The sequence below is a fragment of the Microbulbifer agarilyticus genome (assembly GCF_019800665.1).
Taxonomy (GTDB): Bacteria; Pseudomonadota; Gammaproteobacteria; order Pseudomonadales; family Cellvibrionaceae; genus Microbulbifer; species Microbulbifer agarilyticus_C.
In genome coordinates this window covers 193,539-219,718 of sequence record NZ_JAHVKO010000001.1, presented here as the reverse complement: position 1 = coordinate 219,718, position 26,180 = coordinate 193,539, and the positions used below count along the sequence as shown (strand labels likewise).

19 protein-coding genes are annotated in these 26,180 nt (G+C 54.4%); 4 read left to right on the top strand and 15 right to left on the bottom strand.

Annotated features, from left to right (window positions below):
* Positions 1-124: 124 nt before the first annotated feature.
* A complete protein-coding gene (locus KUV22_RS00790; RefSeq protein WP_222227762.1) occupies positions 125-2,494 on the bottom strand; it encodes a TonB-dependent receptor in 2,370 nt (789 codons plus the stop codon).
* Between the two features lie 608 nt (positions 2,495-3,102).
* On the opposite strand from KUV22_RS00790, the gene KUV22_RS00785 reads away from it, so the two are divergent.
* Positions 3,103-4,020 carry a LysR family transcriptional regulator gene (locus KUV22_RS00785; protein WP_222227761.1) on the top strand — a complete coding sequence of 306 codons (918 nt, stop codon included), beginning with the start codon at positions 3,103-3,105 and terminating at the stop codon, positions 4,018-4,020.
* A gap of 24 nt (positions 4,021-4,044) precedes the next feature.
* Here the strand turns inward: KUV22_RS00785 and KUV22_RS00780 are convergent, their stop codons facing one another.
* From KUV22_RS00780 to KUV22_RS00765, 4 genes are all read right to left on the bottom strand, one after another.
* Positions 4,045-5,442, bottom strand: a complete 1,398-nt coding sequence (locus KUV22_RS00780; protein WP_222227760.1) for an aminotransferase — start codon at positions 5,440-5,442, stop codon at positions 4,045-4,047.
* Between the two features lie 134 nt (positions 5,443-5,576).
* Complete coding sequence (locus tag KUV22_RS00775; RefSeq protein WP_222227759.1) at positions 5,577-6,323, bottom strand: L,D-transpeptidase family protein; 747 nt, start codon at positions 6,321-6,323, stop codon at positions 5,577-5,579.
* A 48-nt stretch (positions 6,324-6,371) separates the two neighbouring features.
* A complete protein-coding gene (locus KUV22_RS00770) occupies positions 6,372-7,403 on the bottom strand; it encodes a hypothetical protein (protein ID WP_222227758.1) in 1,032 nt (343 codons plus the stop codon).
* A gap of 140 nt (positions 7,404-7,543) precedes the next feature.
* Positions 7,544-8,446 carry a 2-dehydro-3-deoxygalactonokinase gene (locus KUV22_RS00765; protein WP_222227757.1) on the bottom strand — a complete coding sequence of 301 codons (903 nt, stop codon included), beginning with the start codon at positions 8,444-8,446 and terminating at the stop codon, positions 7,544-7,546.
* 397 nt (positions 8,447-8,843) lie between these two features.
* Here KUV22_RS00765 and KUV22_RS00760 point away from each other — a divergent pair, with 397 nt between their 5' ends.
* Positions 8,844-9,452 (top strand): GntR family transcriptional regulator, encoded by a 609-nt coding sequence (locus KUV22_RS00760; protein ID WP_010133183.1) that lies wholly within the window; start codon positions 8,844-8,846, stop codon positions 9,450-9,452.
* 214 nt (positions 9,453-9,666) lie between these two features.
* On the opposite strand, the gene aldA is transcribed toward KUV22_RS00760, so the two are convergent.
* From aldA to KUV22_RS00715, 9 genes are all read right to left on the bottom strand, one after another.
* The gene (gene aldA / locus KUV22_RS00755; protein WP_222227756.1) at positions 9,667-11,121 is read right to left on the bottom strand and encodes an aldehyde dehydrogenase; all 1,455 of its coding nucleotides are present in this window, start codon (positions 11,119-11,121) and stop codon (positions 9,667-9,669) included.
* A gap of 4 nt (positions 11,122-11,125) precedes the next feature.
* Entirely contained in the window at positions 11,126-11,890 is a 765-nt protein-coding gene (locus KUV22_RS00750; protein WP_010133185.1) for an SDR family NAD(P)-dependent oxidoreductase, read from the bottom strand.
* A gap of 30 nt (positions 11,891-11,920) precedes the next feature.
* Positions 11,921-12,952, bottom strand: a complete 1,032-nt coding sequence (locus KUV22_RS00745; RefSeq protein WP_222227755.1) for a zinc-dependent alcohol dehydrogenase — start codon at positions 12,950-12,952, stop codon at positions 11,921-11,923.
* Positions 12,953-12,964: 12 nt separating this feature from the next.
* Positions 12,965-14,104, bottom strand: coding sequence for a mandelate racemase/muconate lactonizing enzyme family protein (locus tag KUV22_RS00740; protein ID WP_261319053.1), 1,140 nt, complete (start codon positions 14,102-14,104; stop codon positions 12,965-12,967).
* An 81-nt stretch (positions 14,105-14,185) separates the two neighbouring features.
* Positions 14,186-16,477 carry an agarase gene (locus KUV22_RS00735; protein WP_222227754.1) on the bottom strand — a complete coding sequence of 764 codons (2,292 nt, stop codon included), beginning with the start codon at positions 16,475-16,477 and terminating at the stop codon, positions 14,186-14,188.
* A 197-nt stretch (positions 16,478-16,674) separates the two neighbouring features.
* The gene (locus tag KUV22_RS00730; protein WP_222227753.1) at positions 16,675-19,161 is read right to left on the bottom strand and encodes a beta-galactosidase; all 2,487 of its coding nucleotides are present in this window, start codon (positions 19,159-19,161) and stop codon (positions 16,675-16,677) included.
* A gap of 100 nt (positions 19,162-19,261) precedes the next feature.
* Entirely contained in the window at positions 19,262-20,416 is a 1,155-nt protein-coding gene (locus KUV22_RS00725; RefSeq protein ID WP_222227752.1) for a mandelate racemase/muconate lactonizing enzyme family protein, read from the bottom strand.
* A 25-nt stretch (positions 20,417-20,441) separates the two neighbouring features.
* Positions 20,442-21,215 carry an SDR family NAD(P)-dependent oxidoreductase gene (locus KUV22_RS00720; RefSeq protein ID WP_077402161.1) on the bottom strand — a complete coding sequence of 258 codons (774 nt, stop codon included), beginning with the start codon at positions 21,213-21,215 and terminating at the stop codon, positions 20,442-20,444.
* 51 nt (positions 21,216-21,266) lie between these two features.
* The gene (locus KUV22_RS00715; RefSeq protein WP_222227751.1) at positions 21,267-22,832 is read right to left on the bottom strand and encodes an MFS transporter; all 1,566 of its coding nucleotides are present in this window, start codon (positions 22,830-22,832) and stop codon (positions 21,267-21,269) included.
* A 197-nt stretch (positions 22,833-23,029) separates the two neighbouring features.
* Between KUV22_RS00715 and KUV22_RS00710 the strand changes: the two genes are divergently transcribed.
* Positions 23,030-23,686 carry a 2-dehydro-3-deoxy-6-phosphogalactonate aldolase gene (locus tag KUV22_RS00710; protein ID WP_222227750.1) on the top strand — a complete coding sequence of 219 codons (657 nt, stop codon included), beginning with the start codon at positions 23,030-23,032 and terminating at the stop codon, positions 23,684-23,686.
* A 275-nt stretch (positions 23,687-23,961) separates the two neighbouring features.
* On the opposite strand, the gene KUV22_RS00705 is transcribed toward KUV22_RS00710, so the two are convergent.
* Positions 23,962-24,750 carry an IclR family transcriptional regulator gene (locus tag KUV22_RS00705; protein WP_222227749.1) on the bottom strand — a complete coding sequence of 263 codons (789 nt, stop codon included), beginning with the start codon at positions 24,748-24,750 and terminating at the stop codon, positions 23,962-23,964.
* Between the two features lie 251 nt (positions 24,751-25,001).
* Here KUV22_RS00705 and KUV22_RS00700 point away from each other — a divergent pair, with 251 nt between their 5' ends.
* A complete protein-coding gene (locus KUV22_RS00700) occupies positions 25,002-26,180 on the top strand; it encodes an ABC transporter substrate-binding protein (RefSeq protein WP_222227748.1) in 1,179 nt (392 codons plus the stop codon).

Sequence of the window (26,180 nt, the reverse complement as noted above, 5' to 3'; positions counted from 1 at the left end):
AGATAATTGAAATTGGCGAATAATTTATTCTTCACATTTAGCGCGGTAACGCAACCGGAAGTTTTCGATCAGAAAAAAAAGGGGGCGAAAAACGCCCCCATCAATCCACAATGAAACGATCTATTTAGAAATCGTAAGAGACATTCAAGCCAATGGTTCGAGGCGCAGTGTAGATCTTGCGCTCACCTACGTAGTGCTCTGACTGATATGACACTTCGGCACGCTCATTGGTCAAGTTTCGAGCCCAAAGCCCCGCAGTCCAATCGTCACCTGATAGAGCCAGGTTGGCACTGTAAAGAGTGTAAGAATCGTAGCGAGGAGGCTCCTCATCCGGAGAATCAGCACGGTTACTTTGAATCTCACTTGTATAGGAACCACGCACATTCGCGGACAGGTTCAGACCATTACTGAGATCATAGAAGAAGTCCGCTCCCAAATTGTGACGCCATTCTGGCGCACCACCGAGAAGACCTCCCTTCTCCCAGGTACGACAGCTAGAACCATCTGTATACAGGCAAACCTCTTTAGTCTCTGCCCATTTCGCCTCAGTAGTTGCCGTCGCATACTTCAGGTTGATGTTGTCGGTAAGCTTCAAACGGCTGCTGAAATCAAAGCCACGGGACTCTGCTGCAGGACCATTCGCAGTACCATTCAAGGGAAAGAAATTAATGCTCTGGGAGTAATAAGTCTGAGTGTTCTCCCAAGCAATCTGATAAACGTTTGTCTCAACGTAGAGCACATCATCAAAGAAAGTACCCTTCAAACCGAGCTCAAAGTTATCAACCGAATCAGGCGAGTAATTTTGAGTGCTATCAGCAACTTGCTGATCGCCCAGATTCTTAAAGCCATTCACACCACCACGACGGAAACCTTGCGATGCGGTCGCATAAACTAGCAGATCATCTGTCAGATCATAGGAAGTATTGAGTTTGAAGAACTTTTCGCCAGACTCGGAGGTGTCAGTTGCACCTTTGGTATCAACCGCACCAAATGCATAGTCAGTAATCTGAGGATCCGCTTCATCTGAAAAGTTAAAGACACGCGCCCCCAGAGTTACATCCCACCGATCGGTCACAGCGTAAGTGAGCTCACCGAATAGAGCCAGCTCGCTGTAGTCAGAGTTGATATCCTCGGAGTAGCCAGCGTCTAAAGCCCCGCCAGTCACAGATCGATCGATGCCACCAACAGAATCCAGAGTCGGGAAGATCTCGGAGAAGGTTAGAGCGCGCTCTTGCTGGGTGTAGTAGATACCACCGATCCAGCTCAACGCACTATCACCTTCGGATACAAAGCGGGTTTCATGACTCAAACCAGAATAGGTGTTGTCAAACACCATATACGGGGTTTCATCGGTATTATCCGGAGTAAGAGCGCTCCACCCCCAGTCACCGTAATATAAGTAGCCAATACCGTAGTTGGCTTGACCTTCGCGGGTATCCTCGAAGTAAGAAGTGCTGGACTTCATCGAGAACGCATCAAAATCCCACTCAAGATCGACGGAGTCGAGCATGAACGAGCGATCGGAAAATTCGCGATAACGCCCAACAACAACATCCTGACCATACTGCAGTACATCACCATCCTGCGTGGGATCAATGGTGCTACCACCAGAGCCGTTTGCCAGCTGGCTTTGCTGGGCATGGGTCAATGTGAGCTTCGCATCTGGATTCATCTGCCAAGCCAGGGCGACCTTGCCAGTGGTCACATACTGATAGTCATCATTTTCGTAGCGGGTTTTATTGGAGCCATCCACATTAGTCCAAGGATTCTCGGAGCGGAAGGATGGAGAAATTTCACGATCGGTATATCCCGCCTCATCCAAGTAGGCGAGAGATGCGCGAATAGCAACATTCTCACTCAATGGCTGGTTAATCACTACATCGGTATCAGTGCTCAGGCCACCACCTTGGGTCTGATACATGCCGGTGTTGAGGCGAACCGTAGACTCATCAAAGTTCGGCTGGTTGGTAATGTAGCGAACGGTACCACCAAGGCTCCCGGAGCCGTAGAGAGTACCTTGTGGACCTAGCAGGGTTTCTACCCGTGCAATATCTTTAATGCGGTAACCAATATGCGGCAGCGGTGTCTCATCCAGGTAATACGCCAGAGTAGAGCGCACAAAGAACTCCAGATTGTTCTGGTTTACCGGGGATACGTTGAGACCACGAACGGTGACTGAGTCCGCGAAGCGCGCAGAGTTTCCAGGCGCGCTGATAGTAACGGAATCACTGATCAAGTCTTTCAGATCAGTGATGGCGCGCTTGCGCATTTCCGCTTCTCCGATAGCGGAGATATTAATTGGAATATCCTGAACAGTGGCTTCACGGCGCGTTGCGGTAACAACCACATTCTCTAGCGCCTGGACTTCCTGACTACCCTCATTCGCTAGTTCTTTATTGTCTTCAACGCTGTCCTGTGCAAAGGCCGCAGGAGCCAGGCTCAGTGCAAACATCGGCACAAGATAAGCCAGCGGTTTTTTCTTAAATTGGAACATACCCTAGATCCTTATTATTTAACTGAGACTCTGTTCGTGGGCGCGCGAACTCATCCACCCTGCGATCAGCATCTCGCTTTCCACCACTAAATGGAAAATATCAACCATCGGTAATGACGATAGATGGGAGACAAAACAAAATTAGTCGCCGAAGAGAGGCTTACTCGCCGAATCTGCGCCAAAAGTATTCGCAAACCGAACTAATTTCAGCCACTTGCACCAGATGGGTGCAAAATCTTTTCGCCGAGCTTACCGGCATATCGGATGATGATTGCAGAAAATACTGCGGCCTAAAGGTCAAACAGCCAACTTTTTGGCGAGCCGAGATCGAGTTACCGATAAATAATGCGTATTACGTTCCGGGCAACTCGGTCAATAGCGGCCACAAAACCGGTTAAAATAAGACCACGACACTAAACATGGATGGCACCACTTTACAGTAGAGTGGACTCTGATAAAGTGATTTCCATAGGCCAAACCGATACAAGGTATTCGCCGCTCAACGGGTATTCGAGGGCACAATGGCCCCACAGAGCTATATCCGAACCAGATGCAACGCTGACAACACCCAATAACAACAATGGCGATCACTGCCTGACGGGGGATTTATGGAATCACGCTTCTTTATTGCTCCAGAACAGCTGGAAGCCTTCGAGGCTGCCGCACGTAGTGGATCCTTTTCTGCGGCCGCAAGGTCCCTGGGAAAGGCGCAATCAACGATTTCGGGGCTAATCAGCAACCTTGAGATCGATACAGGTCTGACTCTATTCGACCGTTCTGGTCGCGAACCCAAGCTCACCGCACAAGGCCGTTCGCTACTGCACGACGTACGCTCTCTGCTCAGCTCTTACTCCCGCTTTGAGGCAAAAAGCCGCAGCCTGAATGCTGGGCTCGAGGAGTCGCTAACCATTGCGGTGGATGAATCGGCAATCAATTTGAGCGCGCTGGCGCAGGGACTAGAAAAGTTCTATGCGGAGTTCGGCACCGTGACAGTAAGCCTGTTGCACGCATCCGGGGACACTGCCGCATCGCTGGTTCGAGAAGGCAAAGCGGATATTGGTATTGTGTTGAGCCAGGGGGACTACCCCGAAGACTTTGATTTTCGTGGCGTGGGCAACTGCTCCTTTATGCTCGTTGCCGGTGCCAATCACCCGCTTACTGAGCTGGACAAGGTGAGTATCCAGGACCTGCATAACCATCTGCACCTACGCATCAGCGCGAGCAGTGACCCGGCCTCCCTGCCGGAGAACGACCTTAGTGACCGGGTTTGGTACCTGGAAAGCTATTCGCTGTTTATGACGATGCTGACGGAAGGGCTCGGCTGGGCATTTACCCCGCTGCATATTGCACGCCCGCATATCGAAAGCGGGGCAATTACCGTGCTGAACACCGACTTCCAGCTCACGCCCTACCCTTACTGTACCGACCTGATCTGGTCTCGCCGCAAAACACTCGGCCCTGCCGGTCAAAGGTTGATCGACGAAATTTCAAATATTCTCTCTGCGACAGCGCCGGAGCCCGCCTGAACGTCGGGCCGGTATATGCCCTGATTAAGCCGTGAGCTTTCGAGGGGCTGCAATCAACCCCTCCTTTTGCAGGTCGTGATAGGTGTGCTCGATCGCCGCGCCTAGCTTGTCCACGACAAAATCAACATCCTTGCGACTCATGGTCAGAGGTGGCGACATCACGTTCAGGTGCACGATCGGCCGTACGATCAATCCATTCTGTTCAGCGCGATCAGAGATCCACTTACCGATATTGAGCTCGTCCGGCAAAAGTTGCTTGGTATTTTTATCGGCAACATTCTCCACGCACATCATAAACCGCTTGCCACGAACGTCACCTACTAGCGGAAGCTCACGCAGAGTCTGCAGGCGTTGCTCAAAGTAAGCACCAACCTCCACAACACGTGACAACAAGCTTTCCCGCTCGATGATCTCGATGTTCTTCAGTGCCGCAGCACAAGCCACCGGGTGCCCGGAATAAGTGTACCCACCGGCAAAGTAGCGATCGGCATCGCCAGTAGCGATCACATCGTAAATACGATCAGAGAACAGAGTGGCACCCAACGGCAAATACCCGGAAGTCAGTCCCTTGGCACAGGTAATAATATCCGGCTGCACACCGAAGAGATCTTCTGATGCAAACCAGTGGCCGACACGGCCAAATGCGGTAACCACTTCATCGGCCACAAACAGAATGTCATTTTCCTGGCACAGCTCCCAGATACGGCGATTGTAGCCTTCAGGTGGCACAATCACGCCGCCGGATCCCAGAATCGGTTCGGCAAAAAATGCCCCGATTTTGTCCGCTCCAAGTTCGGCAACCTTCTGCTTGAATTCATCAACGAGGAAATCGCAGAACTGCTGCTCATCCATCCCTGCTGGTGCCCGGTAAGGATTCGGGCAACTCAAATGGTGGATGGTGTCCTGGATATAATCGAATTCGGGAATCTTATCACCTGACTTGCCAGTGATAGACATGGCCGCATAGGTGCTGCCGTGGTAGCCGCCCTTCCGGGCTAATATATGCTTTTTCGCCGGCTTACCACGGCAGTTCTGGTAGAAGTGCACCAGACGAAAGGCAGTATCAATTGCCGTAGAACCACCACAGCTATAGAAAACGCGATTCACATCGCCAGGGGCCAACTCCGCCAGCTTTTTCGCCAGCTGCGCAGCAGGCACATTGGACATGTCTACGAAGGGGTTAGCGTAAGCCATTTCGCGGACTTGCTCGGCGATGGTTTCAGCCATCTCTTCCCGACCGAGGCCAATATTGGTACACCAGAGGCCACCGACTGCATCAAAGTAGCTCGTACCCTGCTCATCCCAAAGACGCGCACCCTTGGCACGGGTCAACATCAATGACCCCTCATCTTTGAAGGAATCAAAATGGGTCCAGGGATGCATCCAGTGGCGCTTATCAGCCTGCCAGTTTTTGCTACTCATAACCTTGCTCATTCTCAACCATATTGGAAACCCGCCTAGATTGGACGGGCGATGAGCTCAGTGTAAGGCGCTTATTTGTCAGTGACAGTTTGTAACTATCGATAACGCCGATACATAAGGTTTTTCAACGTAGACTACAACGGCGGGAGACCCCATTGCTGCCGTAGCGCAACGTACTGCGCCTTGGGCAATGCAACATATACTGGCAATTCTCCAGACTTTAGCCATGCGAGAACAGCATCCATTTGCGGCTCCGCCATCGCCGTGCAGCCCGCAGTTGGGCTACCAGGCTCCTTCCAGAGATGTACGAAAATACAACTACCAGCCCCGGGCACATTGGCCGGGTTATGGGCCACGAAAATCCCCTTTTTATACTGCTGATCTCCGTAGTGAATGTCCCGGCGCATCCCTTCGGAAGAACCTTTCACCTTTTCTTCACCCACAACAGCAGCATCCACAGTTTGGTTGTACAGCGCCGAAGTGGGTACATCGATACAGTAGTGGGAAGAGCTCATGGGCTGGTAATCAAGACCGGTGCGCAATGTCTCAGGGTAGCCAAATGCATCACCCAAACGAAAGATACCCGCCGGCGCCTTGCCATCGCCCTCGCGTTTGTGAGGGGCACCTTCGCCAATCACAGATTGTGGATGAAGTCCTATTCCCCAAGCCAGCCCAGTGCGGCCAAGGTTTACCGGAATCGGGGAAAACTCTGAGATCCAACCTTTTTCTCCACGCGAGAAAGCGCGTAGTTCTCCGGTCGTCGCACCCCAATCATCAGTCAAGGTTATCAATAACTGCTGACTACTCTGTGGTACCTGGGCTGAGGCAGTGAAAACCCACAAGGCTGCACATAGAAATAAAAAATACTGTTTTCCAAACATGGTACTTTCCTCTGCGAGTAGTCAGCCCTAATTTTTACGTTATCGATTTCAATCGATATCGAAGTTCGTTTGAGTACATTCATTGGGCTGGAACTCTTTCATATCCCAGTCCACAGCCTCAATCTCTTCTTGCAGATAATCACTGCTCATACGCCACACGGACGCATGCGGGCCGGCATGACGGACAAATTCGTTTAACTGGTCCGCGGTGAGCAGTTTGTCTTCATGGGAGACAATATGCCACACGGGCTTGGTCGCCCCAAGCTCACGGTATTCGCAATCTCCCTGAGCGATGGTCCCGGGGATATCCAGAATAAAATCACTCCCCCACTTTTCTATATACGTCTGCGGCATGTGCGCATCCACATACTCATCGATAATATCAATGCGCATACCGTGGTATTGCGGGTTACCCCAGCTTGTAGCAGTCAATAAGAAATTTTCTGAAACGATATCACCCAGTGTTTCCAGACGATTGCGATGGGCGGACAGCAGCGTGTGAAGATCGTCGGAGACACCGTTATATTCTTCTTCAATATCCAATACGTAACCGGCGTAACCTACACGCACCGCAGCTTCGAGCATATCCGCTTGCTCTGCGAAGGAATGTACATCGTTATAGGTCCACGCCCAGGGTTCAATGCCCGCATCCCGATAGAATTGGAGGTTTTCAGGCTCACAGGCGTCTTGCCATACACCGCAATCAACATCGTCACCCTGGAAGGTAATTTTGTTGGCTTCCCACTGGTAGTTGATATCACTGATCTTGATGAACACACGCTTCACGCCGAGGCCAGCGAGGTACTGAGCCATGCTCGCGTGATCGCCACGTACGAGTCCGGCCTCGTCGATGTACCAAATCCAGGCGCCCAGTTTATTTTCTGCAACGGTTACCGGGTCTTCAGTGGTGTTCGTGTCACCGTCGTCATTACCGCCACCATCGGAACCACCGTCGGCAACATCCTCGGTAACCTCTGGTGCGGGCGGTTCGCTCTCACTGGAGCCGCCACAACCGACTAGTATGACGACCGTCATTACCGCTGCGAAAAAACTCCGTAACTTGCCCAGAATACTCACCATTGCTCCCTCCAACCCTTTGACATAATGGGCGGATATTGGTCAAAGGGAGAAGAAAACGTAAAGCGGGAGCCATCGGGCAAAGCGATAGAGGAACTGTTACAGACGGGAAATTATCATCGGCCTCGTTACAATATACCTAGCTACATCAGGCCGCGAGCCTCGGCAATAGCGCGCAGCCCCAGTGCGGAATAGGTGCTACCTGAGTAGTGCATACCCCTAAGTCCAAAATGCGTTAGCGCTTTCAGATAAGGCTCCGCCAGGTAATCACCACAAATCAGGTGCACGACTGCACCGGGCGACAGCTTCTTCGCCACGCCCGCAACTTCACTGCCGATCAATAGACCAGAAAGGTAAGACGCGCTTGCAGAGGCAGGCTGCAGGCCCAGTACCGACCTGCTGCGGGCATTGAACAACTGATGAATAAGCCCAGCACCATCTGTGCTTGCCGCAAGACCAGCGTCAAACGCGCTATCACAAGCTACTTGGGCGCCCTGTACGAGCACACTGTGGTCATTCAGCAGCGCGTACATCTCGCCGGTGAATGCAGTACTGAATTCACAGATTTCCGCTCCCTCTACATGCGCCCATTTACTATGTGTACCCGGCAGGCACAGAGTGCTATTGGTGCGTTCCTGCTCGCTCGCCTGCGTAAGCCAGCCAATGATTTGGGTCTCTTCGCCGCGCATCACATCCGCATCACCTTGCGAAGACGTCAGCTTTACACCCGGTACACACCAGGCATTCAGGTCAGTCTGCGGGATGCGTACCAATGCCGCGGACAGTGACTTGACGGAGGCTGGGCAGCTTACATAAGGCACCTCGTACCAGCCAATACCGGACCCCACCATGCCACACAGGACCACAGGAGCCGTAGTGCTGCCGAGCGTCGCCATTTGTGCCTTGAGATAGGCCTCCATATCTTCGGGATTCAGCTGCTTGACGCCTTGATCTGTAGCCACCTGAGCGAGGATTTCACCCGACGCACTAACACGCATTAACCGAAAGCTACTGGTTCCCCAGTCACACACCAAAATTTCACCCATTGCGACACTCCAAAACAGATTCTTATACAACTGGTCAATTGTTGACCGGGGGCGCTAATTCACGCCAAAATCGCAGATAAATAGTGCTTTTCAGCACACTATCGCCCTCGTAAGGGTAAATTTAACCAGCATAATTGTTGATTGTTAACAGTTTGTTGGGGATTTTTCTTGTGGTCTGGGGTACTATCGGCAAATCGGGAGTCCGTTGTAAATTTGTTGCAACCCATGCGTTACCGCAGAAACAGCTGGTGACCAAGATAGCCCGGACATATCCGCCAGAAGTCCTTGCCCTCCTCTACTCCAGACGGGCTGCAAGAGGCGGCGAATGAACTGAACGAAATACGGTAAGCGGGGCCTCTCCGCCTACCCAAAGATAAATTGGTGAGCAGAATCGATCATGCGTGAAGCCACAAAAATTATTCCAGTCCGCGAACAGATCGCGGATCAGTTGCGCTCCGATATCATTTCCGGAGACCTGGCGCCCACTACCAAACTGAACGAACAGCAGCTGGCAAATCGGTTCGGCGTATCCCGCGGTCCCGTGCGCGACGTCCTGTTGCAGCTCACCAAAGAAGGCCTGCTGGTCGCCAAGAACAACTGCGGTGTTTCCGTAAACAGCGTGCTGGATCCGTCCATGCAGGAGCTGATGGTCGATATTCGCCGTCGTATCGAGGTGTTTGCGATCTCACAGCTGAAGGGCAAACTGACCGAAATGGATTTTGCCGAACTGGAAGATATTCTGGTGCGCCTGCAAGATGCCTTTGATGCTCAGGAATTCAATGAGGTGACCAAAGCCGATATCGATTTCCACCGCTATCTGGTGCACGCGGCCGGTGGCGACGAACTGATCAACCTCTGGTACCCCATCGTGCTGCGCATGCGTATGAACTACAAGCGGATCTCCAAACCAAAAGATTGTGTGGACGAGCACCGCGCAATCCTGGAAGCGCTGAAGGCCAACAAGATCAACGTGGCCACCACCGCACTGCGCGCCAATATCAAGTAATGTTAAGCAATATCAAATAAGTGTCTCGCGACCCACTACGGTCGATTGATATCGTTTGATTCGCAAAAGCCCGGCCTAGTGCCGGGCTTTTTTATTACCAACAGTTTATGTTTCCAACACCCCACAACGTTTTTTCAGGGCAAAAAAAGCGCGAAGCAAAACTTCGCGCAAAGATGTTCATCCTGATGAGATGAAAGGAAGAGAACAGAGGCGCTCACGCCTCTGACAAGTAAACCGTTTTCTTGTCAACGTACTGTTCAAGCCCGTAGCGGCCGTCTTCGCCACCGATGCCGGAAAGCTTCCAACCATTATGGAAACCCTGGTGTTGCTCACCAATACCGCGATTCACGTAAACCTCACCAACTTCCATCTCGGCCACGGCCTGATGGATGTAACGCAGGTTTTCGGTAAACAAGTATGCGGATAGGCCGTATTCACTGTCGTTGGTATGGTTGATGGCTTCCTCGATACTGGAGATCTTTACGATCGGCAGAATCGGGCCGAAGGTTTCCTCGTGTACCAGCACGTTGTCCTGCTGCACATTAGTCAATACCGTCGGCTCATACCAGTTGCCGCCTTCGAAACCAGCGACATCCGCAGGTTTGCCACCGATCAATAGCTCCGCACCCTGAGCAATACTTTGCTGCACCAGCTCGTGGATATGCTCGATTTCACGCGCATTGACCTTCGGTCCCATCTGCGTCGCTTCATCCAGCGGGTTGCCGACTTTCAGTGCTTTTACTTTCGGCAGGAATTTGTCCATAAACGCGTCGTACACGCTTTCGTGGACATACAAACGCTCGGCACAGGTACACACCTGGCCACAGTTGGCATAACGGGTCCACAGCGCCGCTTCCGCAGCTTTCTCCAGGTCCGCATCTTCCATCACGATAAACGGCGCCTTGCCACCCAGTTCCAGCATAACGGGAATCATGTGCTTGCCGCTGGCCTGATGGATCACCTGGCCGGCGCGGGTACTGCCGGTCATGGTGATCATGGCGGTGAGCGGACTTTCGCAGAGCGCCTGGCCAACAACGGAGCCCTGGCCATTAACAATATTCAACACACCGGCGGGAATACCCACGTCGTTAGCGATACGCCCCAGCTCCATGGTGGTGAGCGGTGTTTCCTGCGTAGGCTTGATAACGATGCTGTTACCGGTAATCAATGCCGGGCCAATTTTCCGGCCTGCCAACGCCAATGGGAAGTTCCAAGCAGTAATCGCGACCACAACGCCGCGAGGTACCTTGTGGATATAGATTTTTTCGTCTTCGTTGTCGGAAGGCAGAATATCGCCTTCCAGCGTCAGCGCGTTGTCACAGGCGTACTCTATAAACGTCGCGGTAGCATTCACCTCGTCGCGGGCAACGCCAATCAGCTTGCCCTGCTCTTTCACCAGCAGCTCGGCGAGGCCTTCGGCCTCTGCGCGAATTGCCGCAGCAAACTTGCGCAGCAGCGCTGCACGGTCGCGCGCCGTGCGCTTGGCCCAAGCCTTTTGCGCCTGCTTGGCATTGCTAAGTGCGCGCTCGGCATCTTCAGCACAGCCCTTGGGGATACTACCCAGTACCTCACCGGTGCTCGGGTTTAATACTTCAATGACGCCATCTGTCTCGGAGGCAACGTATTCGCCATTGATAAAGTTCACATTGTTTTTCAGTTCTACCGACATGGGCTTATCTCCCCATCCAGCCACCGTCCACCAACAGGACGCTGCCATTCATGTAGTTAGAGGCTTCGGAGGCCAGGAAGACTACCGGCCCCTTGAAGTCTGCGGGTTCGCCCCAGCGCCCCTGCGGGATACGGGCGAGGATACTCGCTGCGCGCTCACTGTCTTCGCGTAGCGCCTGGGTGTTATCGGTGGCGATATATCCCGGGGCAATCGCATTCACGTTAACGCCCTTGGAAGCCCATTCATTGGACAGCGCCATGGCGATTTGCCCAATCGCACCTTTACTCGCGGCGTACCCCGGAACAGTAATACCACCCTGGAAGGTCAGCAGCGACGCGGTGAAAATAATTTTCCCAGCGCCGCGTGCGACCATTTCCTTGCCGATTTCGCGGCTCAAAATAAACTGTGCGTTCAGGTTAACTTCGATCACCTTATCCCACAGGTCGTCCCCGTGCTCTGCCGCCGGGGCGCGCAAAATCGTACCGGCATTGTTTACCAGGATATCGATTTGCGGGTGTTCGCTTTTAACCTTGTCGATAAAACCATACAGCGAGTTGCGGTCTGAAAAATCGCACTGGTAGGGAAAGAACTGCTGACCTGCGGCTGCCACCTCGCGACCCACTTCAGAGTCACTCAAATCCAGGTTGGCAGATACGCCGATCACGTCCGCACCCGCTTCTGCCAGAGCGACCGCCATGGCTTTACCAATACCGCGATTACAACCGGTAACCAGGGCTTTTTTACCGGCGAGGCTAAATTGCTGCAACATCGTTTTACTCTCTAAATTATTTCTGGAGGATCAGTCCTCAGCACCACACGCAACCAGAGCTTTCATGCCAGATGGATTACCATCCATACTAGCGAAGGCGCTGCCAATATCGTTTAGTTGCGCCACTTTGCTGATAAACGGCACCAGGTCAATCTTGCCCTTGGCAACCATGTCGATCGCCTGTTCAAAATCCTGCGCTTCGTACACACGTGCACCCACCAGCTCCAGCTCACGCCAAAAGAACTTGAACAGGTCCAGCTGCGGCTTTTGACTGTGGATCGCAACCATGCAAATTCGCCCGCGCACGGCGGCAATTTCGGTCATGGCGTCAATTGCCGGCTGCACACCAGAGACCTCGAACACCACATCGGCGCCCTTGCCTTGGGTCCAGTCTTCCACCGCGGCGGTGAGGTCCTGTTCCAGCGGGTTAACCGCCAGTGCACCGGTCTGCTCCGCAAATGCGCGACGTTCTGGACTCGGCTCGGACACCATCACCTCAGCGCCAATACCCAAAGCAACCTGCGCCACCAATTGCCCGATAGGGCCACCGCCTAGAATGACCGCTTTCTCACCCGCCTTGAGGCGTGCACGGGAAATATCGTGGCACGCAACGGCCAGCGGCTCGATCAGCGCGCCCTGCTTTAACGAAACGTTTTCCGGCAACTTGTGCAGGGTGCGGGCTTTTACATTCCAGAAGCTCTGGAACGCACCGACAGAGTCGATACCCATGAATTTCAGATTGTGGCAAACGTGGCTGTGGCCCTCATTACAGGCCGGGCAATCACCGCAAAAGTCGAGTGGGCGCACTACTACGCGGTCTCCGGCAGAGTACCCTTCCACGCCTTCGCCAACAGCGTCGACCACCCCAGACATCTCGTGGCCAACGACTTGAGGCGGCTGTACACGCTGGTCCATCACACCGTGATAGATGTGCATATCGGTTCCGCAGATACCGACATAACCCACTTTAAGGCGCACCTCGCCGGCTGCAGGCGCTTCGCAGCGCCCTTCCACAACTTCAAAGGATTTGTTGCCAACATACTGAGCGGCTTGAACTTGCATGAAAATTACCTGTTATGTGTACTTGACCAGATGTGGTCGCAGCAGTGCATCATCAAACACCACGCCGGTGCCGGGCTCATTGGAGGCGACAGCACGGCCGTCCTGCAACACGATGGGACGGGTGGTGTATTCATCAATTGGGAAAGAGTGAACTTCCAGGTAGCCTGCGTGCGGTTGGCTCGCCATCAGTGACACATGCAGCTCGTGCATACCGTGGCTGCACACTGGCAGGTTGTGGGCGTAGGCCAACTCGGCAACTTTCAGCCAACCGGTGATACCGCCGATATTCGATGCGTCCGGCTGCAGGAAGCCGAGCTTCGACTGCGCAATCGCGTAAGTAAATTCGTGGATGGTGTGCAGGTTTTCGCCCATTGCCAACGGAATATTGATCGCCTCGGCAATACGGCCATAACCTAGATAGTCATCGGGGATGGTGGGCTCTTCAAACCAGGTAATATCGCAGTGGTCGATGGCGCGCCCGAAACGAACGGCCTGCTCCACGGTCATGGAGTAATTGGCATCCACCATAAAAATGGCATCGTCGCCGATCAGCTTGCGTACCGCTTCCACCCGTGCCACATCTTCCCGGTAATCATCCTTACCGACCTTGATCTTGACCGCGTTAAAACCGCGCGCAAGATAGCTGGAAATATTGTCGAGTAGTTTGGCTTCACTGAAATTCAGGTCGATGCCGCCGGCGTAACACTTGGTGGTGTTGTCCGCACCACCGGCCACCTTCCACAGCGGCATGCCCAGGCGTTTGCAGCGCAGGTCCCAAAGGGCGATATCCACGGCAGACAGTGCAAAGCTCAGCAGACCACCGCGACCCACGTAGTGCAGGTGCGACTGGATTTCTTCCCAGACAGCACCGATTTCGTTGGCATCCTTGCCTTCTAGCAAGGGCTGAATATCGTCTTGCAACAGGGAATAAATGGCACGGCCACCGCGCCCGCCCGTGTAGGTATAGCCAACCCCTTCCAGTCCATCGTTACAGCGCACACGGAATACCAGCAGCTCGAAATGGGTGTGATCACCATGACGGGCGTCAGTGAGCACCTCGGCCAGAGGTATCTGGTAGTACTCGACTTTTGTAGCGGCAATCGTGCTCGCGGATAGCAGCGCGGACGCCTGCTCTTGCACTTCCATCAGCATGGAGGAACCCCAAAATCCGTGTCTTGTTATTAGAACTTCATTGATACAATGATGACCATTGTAGATTGTTAACAATTGACGTCAATCATTTTTTTGCCCATAACGCCGCGGGTACAGCTCGGCATTCAATTTCCGGGCTGCTGCGACCAGCGCGCCATAAGGCTCGTCAGCAACGGTGACAAAGCCCACGTTGTAATTCTCCCCATCCCAGGCACGGCCCGACGCGGGCGAATCGATGTACTGGAACCACTGGGCACCCACAAACGAGGGGTTATCGATAATGGTGTGCATATAGTCACGGAACATCTCACCGCGCTCCTGCTGATCCGCAGCAGACACCAACCCCGCATGGAAGCTGCCGGAATCGGTCGCCCCCATATGAAACTCCCCGATAATCGACGGCTTGTCGATCTCGGACAAAAACGCCCAATTGTCTGCAGCCAACCCCTCGGTATAGAGGTTGTAACTCACCACATCCACATGTGCAGCGGCACCGCGAATAACTTCGGGCGTCATGCCCCAGTCTGCGAAACGGGCACCAAGGAACAAGTGGTTGGGCATCACGGCCGCGAGCTCCTGTTGCACTACCGAGAAAAAGCGCGCAGAGAGAGATTCCAACAATAGAGAAAAATCTTCCCGCAATGCGCCCTCGATTTGCAGACTGCCCTCGCCCGGTTCAGGCATTGCAAACCCAGTCGCGAACGCATCCCAGGATGCCACCGGCAGAGACCATGCCTGGGACAACTGTTCCGCCGTGGAATATTTGTTTTTTAGGATTTCGACAAACGCCGACTTGGCCGGGCTCTCATTCGAGTTGCGGGAGAGGGTGTGAATAATCAGACCAAAATGTCCGGCATCAGACTTGGTGTTACCCCAACTCAGCTCATTTTCAATATATACGCCCATGCACCAGGGGTCGTCCTGCACTTCCGTGGAGACCTGAGCGACGGTGCGTTTTACCGATTCAATAAAGACAGGGTCGAATGGGTCGTGCAGCGGCCCCCAGTAATCATCACCGCTACTCACGCGCTTATGCTCACCGCGAATCCAACCGTTCGCTACATACGCAACTTTGCCATTGTCATACAGGGATGGATCTGCCCAGTTCCCCAGGGTGGTGAACCCCCAGTCCAGCTGGCGATCAATCGTCACTTCACGCCAACGCTGCAAATAATCCGCACCGTATTTCCTTTCTAGATTTGCGCGATAAAAACTGAAGGCCTCACCTTTTGCCACGGGGCCGGTATGCACTACAGGGCGGTATACATAATGACTTGACAGAGGGTGCTGCTCGTCAGGCAACCACTGAAACAGTTGCTTGCGTAGCTCTGAAGCCACCACCGCACCATCGCGCTCACCCGGCTCTGCGAAATCAATACCCGTCATGGTGACCGTATTATCCATTCGCATGTTGTCGACACCGGTGGCAAAAAACAGATAACCCTCGGGATCAATCAGTGCCCACTGCCCATCAATTTTTTCGGTACGGAAGAAGCCCGTGGCTTCATACCTTGGTCCGTTTAACCACCCACCAAAGGTCGAGCGGTCGGGAAAACCGGATTGTTCAGCAAACTTTTCCGCTTCCGCTGCAGCGCTTGCACGAAGCGCATCATCACTGTGAATCTTGTCCGGGTACTCTTGCGGTGCGTACTGACCATACTGGTCAAAAATGCCTTGCAGGTTTTGCGCCTGAAATGCGCCGTTCGCGGCAAGCCGAATATCCTCAAACACCAGGGTGCGGTCACTGAGGATACTTTTCATATTCAGCTCAATGCGACGAATACTGGTCAGGTCCAACGCTTTATTGCCCCACATCCAGGTCATGGCAGTGGCGGCATTGTCATACAGGGCGGGCGCATCGCGCATGCCGGTATCCAGCGCCAGCGCGGGACCGTTCAGGTCAAAATAGAAGTTCCCGCTGCTACCGGCAGGTAGGTTGAAGGAACGAGTACCAAACGTTTTCGCATCGTAGACCGAGACAAATAACTGTGCGGAATGATCGCCCGGGTTAGTGACGCGTAGCGCCAGGCCTATGTTCTCTCCCGCTGCGCTCCAGTCCCAAACCTGCCCAGACTCGGGATTGAACTCCAGCCGAGGCTCGTAAGAACTACTGGAGAAGGCAGCAGATAAAGATGCAGCCTCTCCATCCACCACCCGGGACAAGGAAACACCAACCCCCTTCACGCCGGAGGGGATCTCCCGCCCTTCGGCCAGGTTCGGGATTCCTGCGAGCTTCACCCCGCCGTCATCAATCACCTGCTGCCCCTTGGGGGCGCCACACCCCACCAACAGCACAGAAACCGCGCACACGCAAAGGGCGAAGGAGCGCGCCTTGTGTGATCGGAACTGGGCGGAGAAGAGCTTTCTGGCCATAGGGCTACTCGAGGCTGGCATACAGTTATTTTGTCAACAATCTACAGTCATCCACCTGAAATGTAAACGTTATTGTTGGCCCTCTCAGGCATAACTGCTTGTTTTGAAACAAAAAAAGCGCGCTACCCGGCGGGCAGCGCGCTCTCAAAGGACACACGGTTAGGAACAGATCGTCCTACCCGATCGAACCAGTGGGACTAGTCTTCCGGCTGCGCATCTCCGAAGCGACGCTCATAAAGCCCCTCATGGACTTCTTTGGCCGCCTTGACCATTTCCACATATGGGACATCCGCAACCGACACAAAACCGTTGGCATAGTTCTCACCGTCGTAAGCGCGGCCAGTAATCGGCGAGTCCATGTACTGGAACATGTGCACACCGACGAACCAGGGGTTGTCGATAAACGAATGCATATAGTTCTTGAACATGCGGCCGCGATCTTTCTGATCCGCGGAGATAACGATACCCGGGTGGAAGTGGCCCTGATCATCGGAGCCGAAGCTGAACTCGCCAATTAGGCTCGGCTTGTCGATCTCCGCCAGGAACGCCCACTTGGACGGGACCAGACCCTCTTCGTAGAGGTTGTAGCTGATAATGTCGACGTTTTTACCCGCCGCCTTGACGATTTCCGGAGGCATGCCCCAGCTTGGCAAACGGGAGCCCAGGTACAGGTGGTTGGGCAGCACAGACTTCATCGCCTTGTTGATCGTGCCGAAGTACTGATTGCCGTATTCGAACAACAGAGTGGCGTAATCTTCCAGCTGCGCATCGGTGCTCACACTGGAGTCCATGCCCTTGTCGAACGCCTCCCACGAAGCGACCTGCTTGTTCCAGGCCTTGTTCAGCGCGTCAATGTTTCCGTACTTTTCTTTGAGAACTTTACTGAAGGCAACCTTGGCCGGCGTATCTGCCGCGTCCCGCGACAGTGCATTGATCACAATGCCGTAATGCAGCTCATTGGTTTCCAGACGGCCAAAGCTCTGCTCATTGTCGAAGAAAATACCCATACACCATGGGCTGGCATTAATCTGCTCGCTGACGGATTCCGCCGCAACCACTGCGCGGGCATAAAAACGCGGATCGTAAGGGTCCGGTACCGGATGCCAAAAATCAAAGCCGCTAGAAAGCGTGCTGAATTCACCGATGATGTCTGCAAACGCAACGAACGGAATACGCTCTTCCTTGTAGTAGGAATCCGCCGCCCAGTTACCCAGGGATGTAAAGCCCCAGTCCAGCATGCGATCGATGGTAACTTTCTGCCAGGTATCCAGGTAAGACTCGGGATATGTCTCGCCGTAACGACGCTCCAGGTTGGCACTGTAGAAGCTAAAGGTTTCCCCGTGCTTCAGTGGCCCAGACTGGGTTTCGCGGCGGTAACCGTAGTGATTCCCCAGTGGGTCGTCATAGCCCGGCAGCCATTCGAACATATCCGAGCGGGTCTGGGAGATCAGCTCGCGGGTGGCCCAGGCCTTCTCATCCACACGATTCAGCGGCTGGTCATCTTCGGCAATAACGTCTTCTGCGCTGCGCTTTGGGATCAGCGCCTGGTCGTAGTCATAACCAGTAATGGTGGAGGAATTCGACAGGCGGATAATATCGATACCGGTGGAGAAATAGAGATAGCCTTCCGGGTCTACCAGCGCCCACTTGCCATTGACCTTTTCGGTACGGAAGTAACCAGTCGCTTCGAGCTTTGGCCCATTTTTCCAGCCGCTGAACTTTGAGCGATCTACGTTCGGCTCACCGGACAAGCCTGCCAGTTCCGCTTCAACAACCTGCTGCAATTGCTCATCAGAGTGAATCTTTCCGACGTAATCCACCTTGGCATTCTGACCATATTGATCCAGCAGCCCGCTCAGGAAATTCTTATCCATTTCCGGGTTCGCACGCAGGCGCAGGTTATCAATGGTGTACTGGCGGTCGCTCAGGCTGCCATCGGAGCCAAAGGAAATTTGGGTAATTCCGCTCAAATCCAACAGTTTTTTGCCCCAGAAGGAATGCAGCATGATGTCATCAGACTGCCAAGTGGGCGGGTTGGATCGGAGGCCGGAGGCAAAGTTGAATTCATTCTGTGCTGCGGCCTTGGGGTCTTCCTGATCGTGCCCGTGCAACTTCGCGTAGTAAGTGCGCGCTACGCCGTCCGCTGGGACAACCAATCCACGGGTGTAGAAATCCCCGTTTTTGTCAGCCATGGTGACGTCGATTTGGACAGACTCTTTGCCATCGTTGGAAACATCAAAGGCCAGGTTAAAATCGGAAAACTCACTCCAGTCCCAGGCCTCTGCCGGTTTAATGACAAGCCCCGCGTTGTTGTGCTCGGCAAGTTTCAGCTTGACCTGCAGCGCTTTGCCACCGACACCATCATCCACCAGAGCCGCGGTACCGTTGTTCACCTGCACCGACGCGGGCACATCACTCTTATCAAATCCTTCCAGCACAAAGTCCTCTGCCAGCAGGTTGGAATCCGCACCAGACACTGCACCATCTTTTTGCGCACCATCTTTTTGCGCACCATCTTTTTGCGCACTATCGCCCTGCTCCGCGGAACAGGCGACCAAACCGCCCAATGTCGCCGCGGTTATGGCGAGGGCCAGTACTGAGCGAATTAAAGGTACCGAACGAATCAAGGGTGTTGAATGTGACACGGCGGCCGACGCTTTAGCGGCTGCTTTTTTGGTTTCCATCGTCTTTTCCACGTCTAATTATTGATATTTATTTCCTAAAGAAATCGTCGTTCGCATCGCGATTACTCTTTTCAATTGAAAAAAGCCAATAAACGATTTCTTACCAATTGGTATAGCTACCGTCAGGTTTGTAGAGGCGCGGTGCCTCCCAAAATTTAAACGACTGCTCGGCAATCAATTCTTCGTTTACGTCGATACCGAGACCGGGCGCGTCACCCACCTGGTAAACCCGATTCACTTCTTGTGGCCGGTTGATAAAGTACTTGTCGTGATCAGACTTGTTGCTATCGTAGGGAGCGATTTCGCACCACGCTAGATTCGGCACCGCGGCACACATCTGGATGGTTGCGGCGGTGCACACCGGGCCCAACGGGTCGTGCGGCATAATGTCGATGTAATGACTCTCCGCCATTGCCGCCACCTTCATGGCCTCGGTCAAGCCGCCGACATTGCATACATCAATACGGGCAAAATTGGTGAGGTCATTCTCGATGTAGGGCATGAAGTCCCACTTGCTGGCAAACTCTTCACCAATTGCAAACGGCACATTCGTCAGTTTGCGCAGCCCTTGGTAGGCAGTCACCGACTGGTCGCGAATGGGCTCTTCAAGAAAGTCGAGCACCCCTTCTCCCAACTTCTGGCAAAAACTTGCGGTTTCCGCCACGGAGAGCCGGTGGTGGTAGTCAATGCCCAGCACCAGTTCTTCGCCGAGTTCCTGACGAATTTCTTTCAAGCTACCGGCCGCTGCCGCAATCGATTTGCGCACATCGAATGTGGTGGGCTCGGTAGGGCTGCCGTGCTCACCGGTAGTCGCACGAATCACTTCCCAACCCTGCTCGCGCAATGCACGGAAGTCATCCATCAGCGCCTGCCCCATGGGCTTGGTAGACGTAACGAACAACGGAATTTCGTTGCGCTGCTTGCCACCCAGCAATTGATAGGTCGGCACGTTCAGCGCCTTGCCGGCGATATCCCACAAAGCGATATCAATCGCGGAAATTGCAGCGGTCAGCACGCGGCCGCCCTCGAAATACTGACTGCGGTACATCTCTTGCCACAGCGCGCCAATATTGCGCGCGTCGCGGCCAATCAGAAAGTCACGATAGTGTTTAACCGCACCCGCAACCGCCAACTCACGACTGGAAAGGCCGGATTCACCCCAACCGTAAACGCCCTCATCGGTCTCCACCTTTACCAGGCACAAGTTACGGTGCCCAACCCAAACCGGGTATACCTTGATATCGGAAATCTTCATCGCAGCCAGCCCTTCTTTGAAGCCATTACTTCAGGTCGTCGGTGGGACACAGACTGGCACTGAGGCCATGGTCTGCAGTGATGTTGGAGCCAGTCATGGCCCCGGAACAGGAAGACAGCAGGAAGGCGGCGATATGCCCCACTTCCTCGACCGTGTTGTACTTGTTGTCCGCGTGCATCTTGTCAAAGGATGCGGCCAGCGCAGGGCTCTCATCTGCGACCTTGGCAACCGCCTCGGTTTTCGTCAGGCCCGGGCACAAGCTGTTTACGCGAATACCTTTCTTGCCCAGGCTCCAGGCCATTGCGCGGGTCATTGCCACAATGGCGCCTTTGGTTGCGGCATACATTTCGTAGCCAGCCACACTGGCACCGGCGTGATTGGAAGCGATGTTTACAATCGCCCCACCGGCCTGCATACGCCGCGCCGCAGCCTGGCACAACAGAAATACGGAACGCTGATTGACTTCCCACAAGCAGTCCAGCTTGTCCAAATCAAAATCGAGAAAGTCGCCTTCGATGGTCACACCAGCGTTATTGACCAGACCATCGATACGTCCAAAGCGCGCTACCACCGACTCAATAAATGGGTCTATCGCCGAGGCATCGCCCACATTCAACGGAAAATAAGCACTCTCAAAACCTCGGTCCCGCAGTGTTTCAACGCGATTGCCAGCATCGTTGATATCCGCCAGAACAACAGTGGCACCTGCCTCGGCACACACCTGTGCGATACCCCAGCCGATGCCCGCGGCAGCGCCCGTGATTACAACTACCTTCTGATCCAGCAAGGCTTTAGACATGAAGACTACTCACTTATTTAATCGTCGCTTATCGCCGTTTACGGTGCGCGCTTACGCGCGCACCATGGTGGCTTCAATCTCTTCGATGGATTTATTCTTGGTTTCCGGCAGCAAGCGGAACAACAGCGCCAGGCTCACGGTGATGCAAGCGGCATAAAACAGGAAGATTTCCGCAGCACCCATATTGTTCAACTGCCAGGGGAAGAACTGCTGCACGAAGTAACTGACGGTGCTCACAATCAGCGCGAAGAATGGAATGGCCACACCGCGCACATGGGTGGGGAAGATTTCCGAGAACAACACCCACATAACCGGCCCGATAGACAGGTTAAAGGACGCGATAAAACACATGATTCCCGCAAGCACCAGCGTGGCATCAATTTGAATTGCCTGCTGGATCAACAGGCCTTCATTGGCACGGGCTGTGGCCTCACCCAATGCTTGATACATCGCCTGCTTGAAGGCCACGTCCGTTTCGAACACAGTGCCCACCAGCGCCTGCATTGCCGACACATCAATATTCGCATCTGCCAGCGCCAGCAGCGAGGCCGCAGTTAATTCGTAGCTCGCCTGGTTGAACGCCCAGCTACACAGGAACAGGCTGGCACCACCCCAAGCCAAGCCAAACAGCACCAGCGGGCGACGGCCGAGGCGGTCGATCAGCAGCAACGCCAGAATGGTAAACATCACACTCACCACCCCCACAACGACCGCCTGCAGGAAGGCCGCATCGGTACCAATACCCACCTGCTCAAATACAGTGGGCGCATAGAACATAATCGCGTTAATGCCGGTAATCGGCTGGGCCACCGCAATGACGAGGCCTACCCAGAAGGCGGTGCGCAAGCGCGGTTTGAAAATCTCGGCAACTTGCTGCCGGAAACTACCGCTAGGCGCAGCGGCAGCGCTCTCCTGAATCTCCTGAATCTGCGGCTCAATATGACCCGCAGGCATCAGCTTACCCATGACTGCGCGCGCTTCATTAAGTCGACCTTTCAGCACCAGCCAGCGCGGGCTCTCCGGAATAATCAGAAGCATCAGTAACCAGATCAGCGCCGGCACCACTTCCACCCCCAGCATCCAGCGCCAAGTGTACTGATCGATACCCAAGGTGGTTACCCAGGCGGCGTCGGCATTGGAAGCTTGTAGGATCAGGTAGTTGGCGAAGTACGCGGCAGACAGCCCCACCACTGTGGTGATCTGGTTCATCGAGACCAGCTTGCCGCGCATATTCGCCGGCGCTATCTCACCAATATACATGGAGGCCAGGGACAGAGAGGTAAATGCCAAACCACCGAGGAATCGCGCGGCCACCAGCATTTCAAAGTTGGGCGCGAGGACCGAGCCAATCGCCGATAACAGGTATAAGGCAGCGATGATCAGCAAAGCCGTCTTGCGGCCCCAGGCATCGCAGATACGCCCGGTAACCAGCAGGGCAAAGATCACCCCAAAACCCGGCGCACTTACCACGGTACCCACTTGCAGGTCAGACAGGGTAAACTCAGCGGTAATAAAGCGCACGGTGCCGGAAATCAGCGCCGCGTCGAGACCAAAGATGAAACCGCCAAACGCCACAATTGCGGCAAATTTGAAGGCGGTTAATTGAAATCCTCTCATCGGACGACCCTCTTTATTGTTATGGGTACTCCGACCGCAGGTTGCTGGAACGGGCACCACTTGATGTAGGCCCATCATACAACCCCATTCCCTTTTTGTTAACAATTAACTATATACAAATATTCCTGTAGCCCCTTATACTGGCTCCATCCTGACCCCCTGCGGGAAAAGACCAGTAAGAACAACAGGAATACAACATGCTGAGCCAGCAGTTTCATCAGGCGTTGGAAGCCTGCCCACTGATCGCCATTATTCGCGGCGTTACCCCAGATGAAGTCGACATGATCGCCAACACCCTGCTAGACGCCGGTGTACGCGCTATCGAGATTCCGCTGAACTCCCCTGTGGAACCGCTCAAAAGCATCGAGCGGCTGGCCAACATCATGAACAACTTCGGCGAAACCACCATTTGTGGTGCTGGTACCGTGCTCACCGAAGAGCAGGTCCAGAGTGTACAAAATGCCGGCGGAAAGATCATTGTTTCGCCAAATTGCGACCCGGAAATTATCCGGGCCACCATCGACCGTGACCTGATTTCCGTTCCCGGTTGCCTCACCCCCACGGAGGCCTTCAGCGCACTCAAGGCCGGTGCCCGGGTGCTGAAGATGTTCCCGGTGGCAGATTTCCCAGCACAGTACCTGACCTCCCTCGGCGCGGTGGTACCAAAAGATGTGCTTACCCTGGCGGTAGGCGGCATCACCGACACCAATATGGATGAGTACTGGCAGGCTGGTGCCCGCGGCTTTGGCCTGGGGTCCAACATTTATGCGGCGGGCGATAACGCCAGCCAGATTGCTGACAAGGCGCGCATCATGGTCGATGCAGCCAAGCGCGCCCAGGCGCTCGGCGACTAGTTTCTCCCCGTATCGATGTGTGGTTATGCAACCGTGGCCTTAACCTCGGCGGCCCTGACCAAGCATCAATACACGTTGTCAGTTGCGATTGACTCTTCGCAATCTTTGCCCTGCCACAACGCCATTTGTGGCATACAGGGCATTTTCTCTCGCTTCAGCGCCTCTTTTGGGGCGCTTTTTTTATATCTGGAAAGAGCGCGCCGTTTAAATCTTCTAGTAAGCCTTCTAGGCCCGCTAGGTCTGCACACCCCAAAGTTCAACGCACTCAAACACCATCAAAGCCCGAGCGACGCACTGATACGGCCGGCAGACTCCCGTACCGCGCGAATCAATTCTTCACGCTCCAGTTTCTTGCCAACCACCGAAGTGAGGCTGGACACCGCCAACGCAGCAATAGTCGCGCCTTCGGGCCGACCCACCAGCGCCGCGCAGTCGGTAACGCCATCGGTTAGTTCACTGGTACGCAGCTCGAACCCCGCCTCACGCACTGCCAACAACGACTGCTCCACTTCGGCAGCCTCCCTCAGTTTATGCACGCCGCGCAGCAAATCCGCACGACGCCCAGGATCGCAATTAGCCAGAAGCACCCGGCCGGAAACCGTCTGCAGCAGCGGGAACAGAGTACCTTCATTGAACGACAGGGATACAGGCCCCGGGCTCTGTACCTGCAGCACCACCATCAATTGCCCCTGGTGGATCACGCTCAAATGGCAGGACTGCCCGAGTCGCGCCGCCAGTGCCTCCATCTCCGGCTGTGCGGCAAAGCGCAACTGGGAGACAGGGGAAAGTGTGCGCGTCAGTTCCAGTAATTTGAGGGAGACCCGGTATTTGCCGGACACCTCCTCCCGCAACAGGTACCCACGGGCCTCGAGACCAACCAAAACACGAAAGATCTCACTGTTAGTACGCCCAATACCCTGGGCTATATCGGACTGCGACAGCGGTAATGACTCCGCCGCCAGAAATTCGAGTATTTCCAGCGCCTTATCCAGCGCCGGAACCGCATATTTACTGCCGTTATCGCTCTTCTGGCCTGCACTCTTGTCTTTGTCTTTTGCGGGCACCGCTTTCCCCTTAAACCCGTTCCGATCAACCCAAAACAATCAACCGGTTGCATTCAAGCCATTGCTGTCCGGGCTTCTGCAAACCTTTTTGATGATTCGCGCATTTAAGCACAGGTTGACACCGGCAAAAAACGATTTTTATACTTGAACAATAATTTTATATATAAAAATCCTGATGAGCCGCCAACCAGCGGGCAAACACAGCCCGCAACCTGTCGACCAACACCGACGGGAGTTACCGAGAGAAAATCATGAGCAGCTCCACAAGCAACAGCAGCCCGGAACAAATTGTTCTGCGCGGTATGACCTGGAACCACACCCGGGGTTTCACCCCCATGGTGGCGGCCGCCCAGCGTTTTGAAGAATTGAATCCGCACGTCACCATCGAGTGGGACAAGCGCTCACTGCAGGCTTTCGCCGACCACCCCATCGATGACCTTGCTGGCCGTTACGACCTGCTGGTGATCGATCACCCCTGGACCGGGTTTGCTGCACGGGAAAAAGTGATTCTGCCTTTGGATGATTACCTGCCAGCCGCTTTCCTGCAGGATCAGGCAGACAATGCCGTGGGCCAGTCCCATAACTCCTACAACTACGACGGCCAGCAGTGGGCCCTCGCCCTGGATGCCGCCACGCCCGTCGCTTCCCTGCGTCCCGACCTGCTGCAACAGAAGGGGCTGGACGAGCCAAAAACCTGGGAAGACTTAATGGCTCTGGCCGAGAAAGGCCTGGTGGCTGTGCCGAGCATTCCCCAAGACACCCTGATGAACTTCTACATGTTGTGTTCGGCCATGGGTGAAGACCCCTGTGTGGGCGAAGAGGAAGTGGTCAGTAGTGCGGTGGGCCTGGAAGCGCTGGGTATGCTGAAGGCCCTGTCCGATAACCTCGACCGCCGCTGCTTCGACTGGAACCCGATCAAGGTCTACGAGGCAATGACCCTCAGCGACGACTTCGCGTACTGCCCATTTGCTTATGGCTATGCGAATTACGCGCAGCCGGGTTATGCACGCAAGCGCTTGGCATTCCGCGATACGGTCACTGCAGGGCCCAAGGCAGAACACCTGAAAACCACCCTCGGTGGCACCGGCCTGGCAATTTCCGCCCAGACCAAACACGCAGAAGTGGCCGCACAATTTGTGGAGTTTGCCGGCAACCCGGACTTTCAGGGGTCTTTCTATATCCAGTACGGCGGCCAACCAGGGCACCGCGCCGCCTGGCAAGCCGAGCCGGCGAACCAGCTCACCAACGACTATTTCGCCAACACCCTGCCCACACTCGACCGCGCCTTCCTGCGGCCGCGCTACCACGGGCATATGTTCTTCCAGGACAACTCGGGCGCACCTATTCGCAACTACCTGATGCACGGCGGCGACGCCAACGCACTGCTCGACCAACTCAATGCACTGTATGTGAAATCTCGTCAGGGTTAA

Coding starts and splice junctions, on each gene's coding strand:
- KUV22_RS00700 (WP_222227748.1), top strand. CDS start 25,002: ATGAGCAGCTCCACAAGCAACAGCAGCCCGGAACAAATTGTTCTGCGC.
- KUV22_RS00710 (WP_222227750.1), top strand. CDS start 23,030: ATGCTGAGCCAGCAGTTTCATCAGGCGTTGGAAGCCTGCCCACTGATC.
- KUV22_RS00780 (WP_222227760.1), bottom strand. CDS start 5,442: ATGAGTAGCAAAAACTGGCAGGCTGATAAGCGCCACTGGATGCATCCC.
- KUV22_RS00730 (WP_222227753.1), bottom strand. CDS start 19,161: ATGGAAACCAAAAAAGCAGCCGCTAAAGCGTCGGCCGCCGTGTCACAT.
- KUV22_RS00735 (WP_222227754.1), bottom strand. CDS start 16,477: ATGGCCAGAAAGCTCTTCTCCGCCCAGTTCCGATCACACAAGGCGCGC.
- KUV22_RS00750 (WP_010133185.1), bottom strand. CDS start 11,890: ATGTTGCAGCAATTTAGCCTCGCCGGTAAAAAAGCCCTGGTTACCGGT.
- KUV22_RS00785 (WP_222227761.1), top strand. CDS start 3,103: ATGGAATCACGCTTCTTTATTGCTCCAGAACAGCTGGAAGCCTTCGAG.
- KUV22_RS00770 (WP_222227758.1), bottom strand. CDS start 7,403: ATGGTGAGTATTCTGGGCAAGTTACGGAGTTTTTTCGCAGCGGTAATG.
- KUV22_RS00790 (WP_222227762.1), bottom strand. CDS start 2,494: ATGTTCCAATTTAAGAAAAAACCGCTGGCTTATCTTGTGCCGATGTTT.
- KUV22_RS00745 (WP_222227755.1), bottom strand. CDS start 12,952: ATGCAAGTTCAAGCCGCTCAGTATGTTGGCAACAAATCCTTTGAAGTT.
- KUV22_RS00725 (WP_222227752.1), bottom strand. CDS start 20,416: ATGAAGATTTCCGATATCAAGGTATACCCGGTTTGGGTTGGGCACCGT.
- KUV22_RS00715 (WP_222227751.1), bottom strand. CDS start 22,832: ATGAGAGGATTTCAATTAACCGCCTTCAAATTTGCCGCAATTGTGGCG.
- KUV22_RS00720 (WP_077402161.1), bottom strand. CDS start 21,215: ATGTCTAAAGCCTTGCTGGATCAGAAGGTAGTTGTAATCACGGGCGCT.
- KUV22_RS00765 (WP_222227757.1), bottom strand. CDS start 8,446: ATGGGTGAAATTTTGGTGTGTGACTGGGGAACCAGTAGCTTTCGGTTA.
- KUV22_RS00775 (WP_222227759.1), bottom strand. CDS start 6,323: ATGTTTGGAAAACAGTATTTTTTATTTCTATGTGCAGCCTTGTGGGTT.
- KUV22_RS00740 (WP_261319053.1), bottom strand. CDS start 14,104: ATGCTGATGGAAGTGCAAGAGCAGGCGTCCGCGCTGCTATCCGCGAGC.
- aldA (WP_222227756.1), bottom strand. CDS start 11,121: ATGTCGGTAGAACTGAAAAACAATGTGAACTTTATCAATGGCGAATAC.
- KUV22_RS00760 (WP_010133183.1), top strand. CDS start 8,844: ATGCGTGAAGCCACAAAAATTATTCCAGTCCGCGAACAGATCGCGGAT.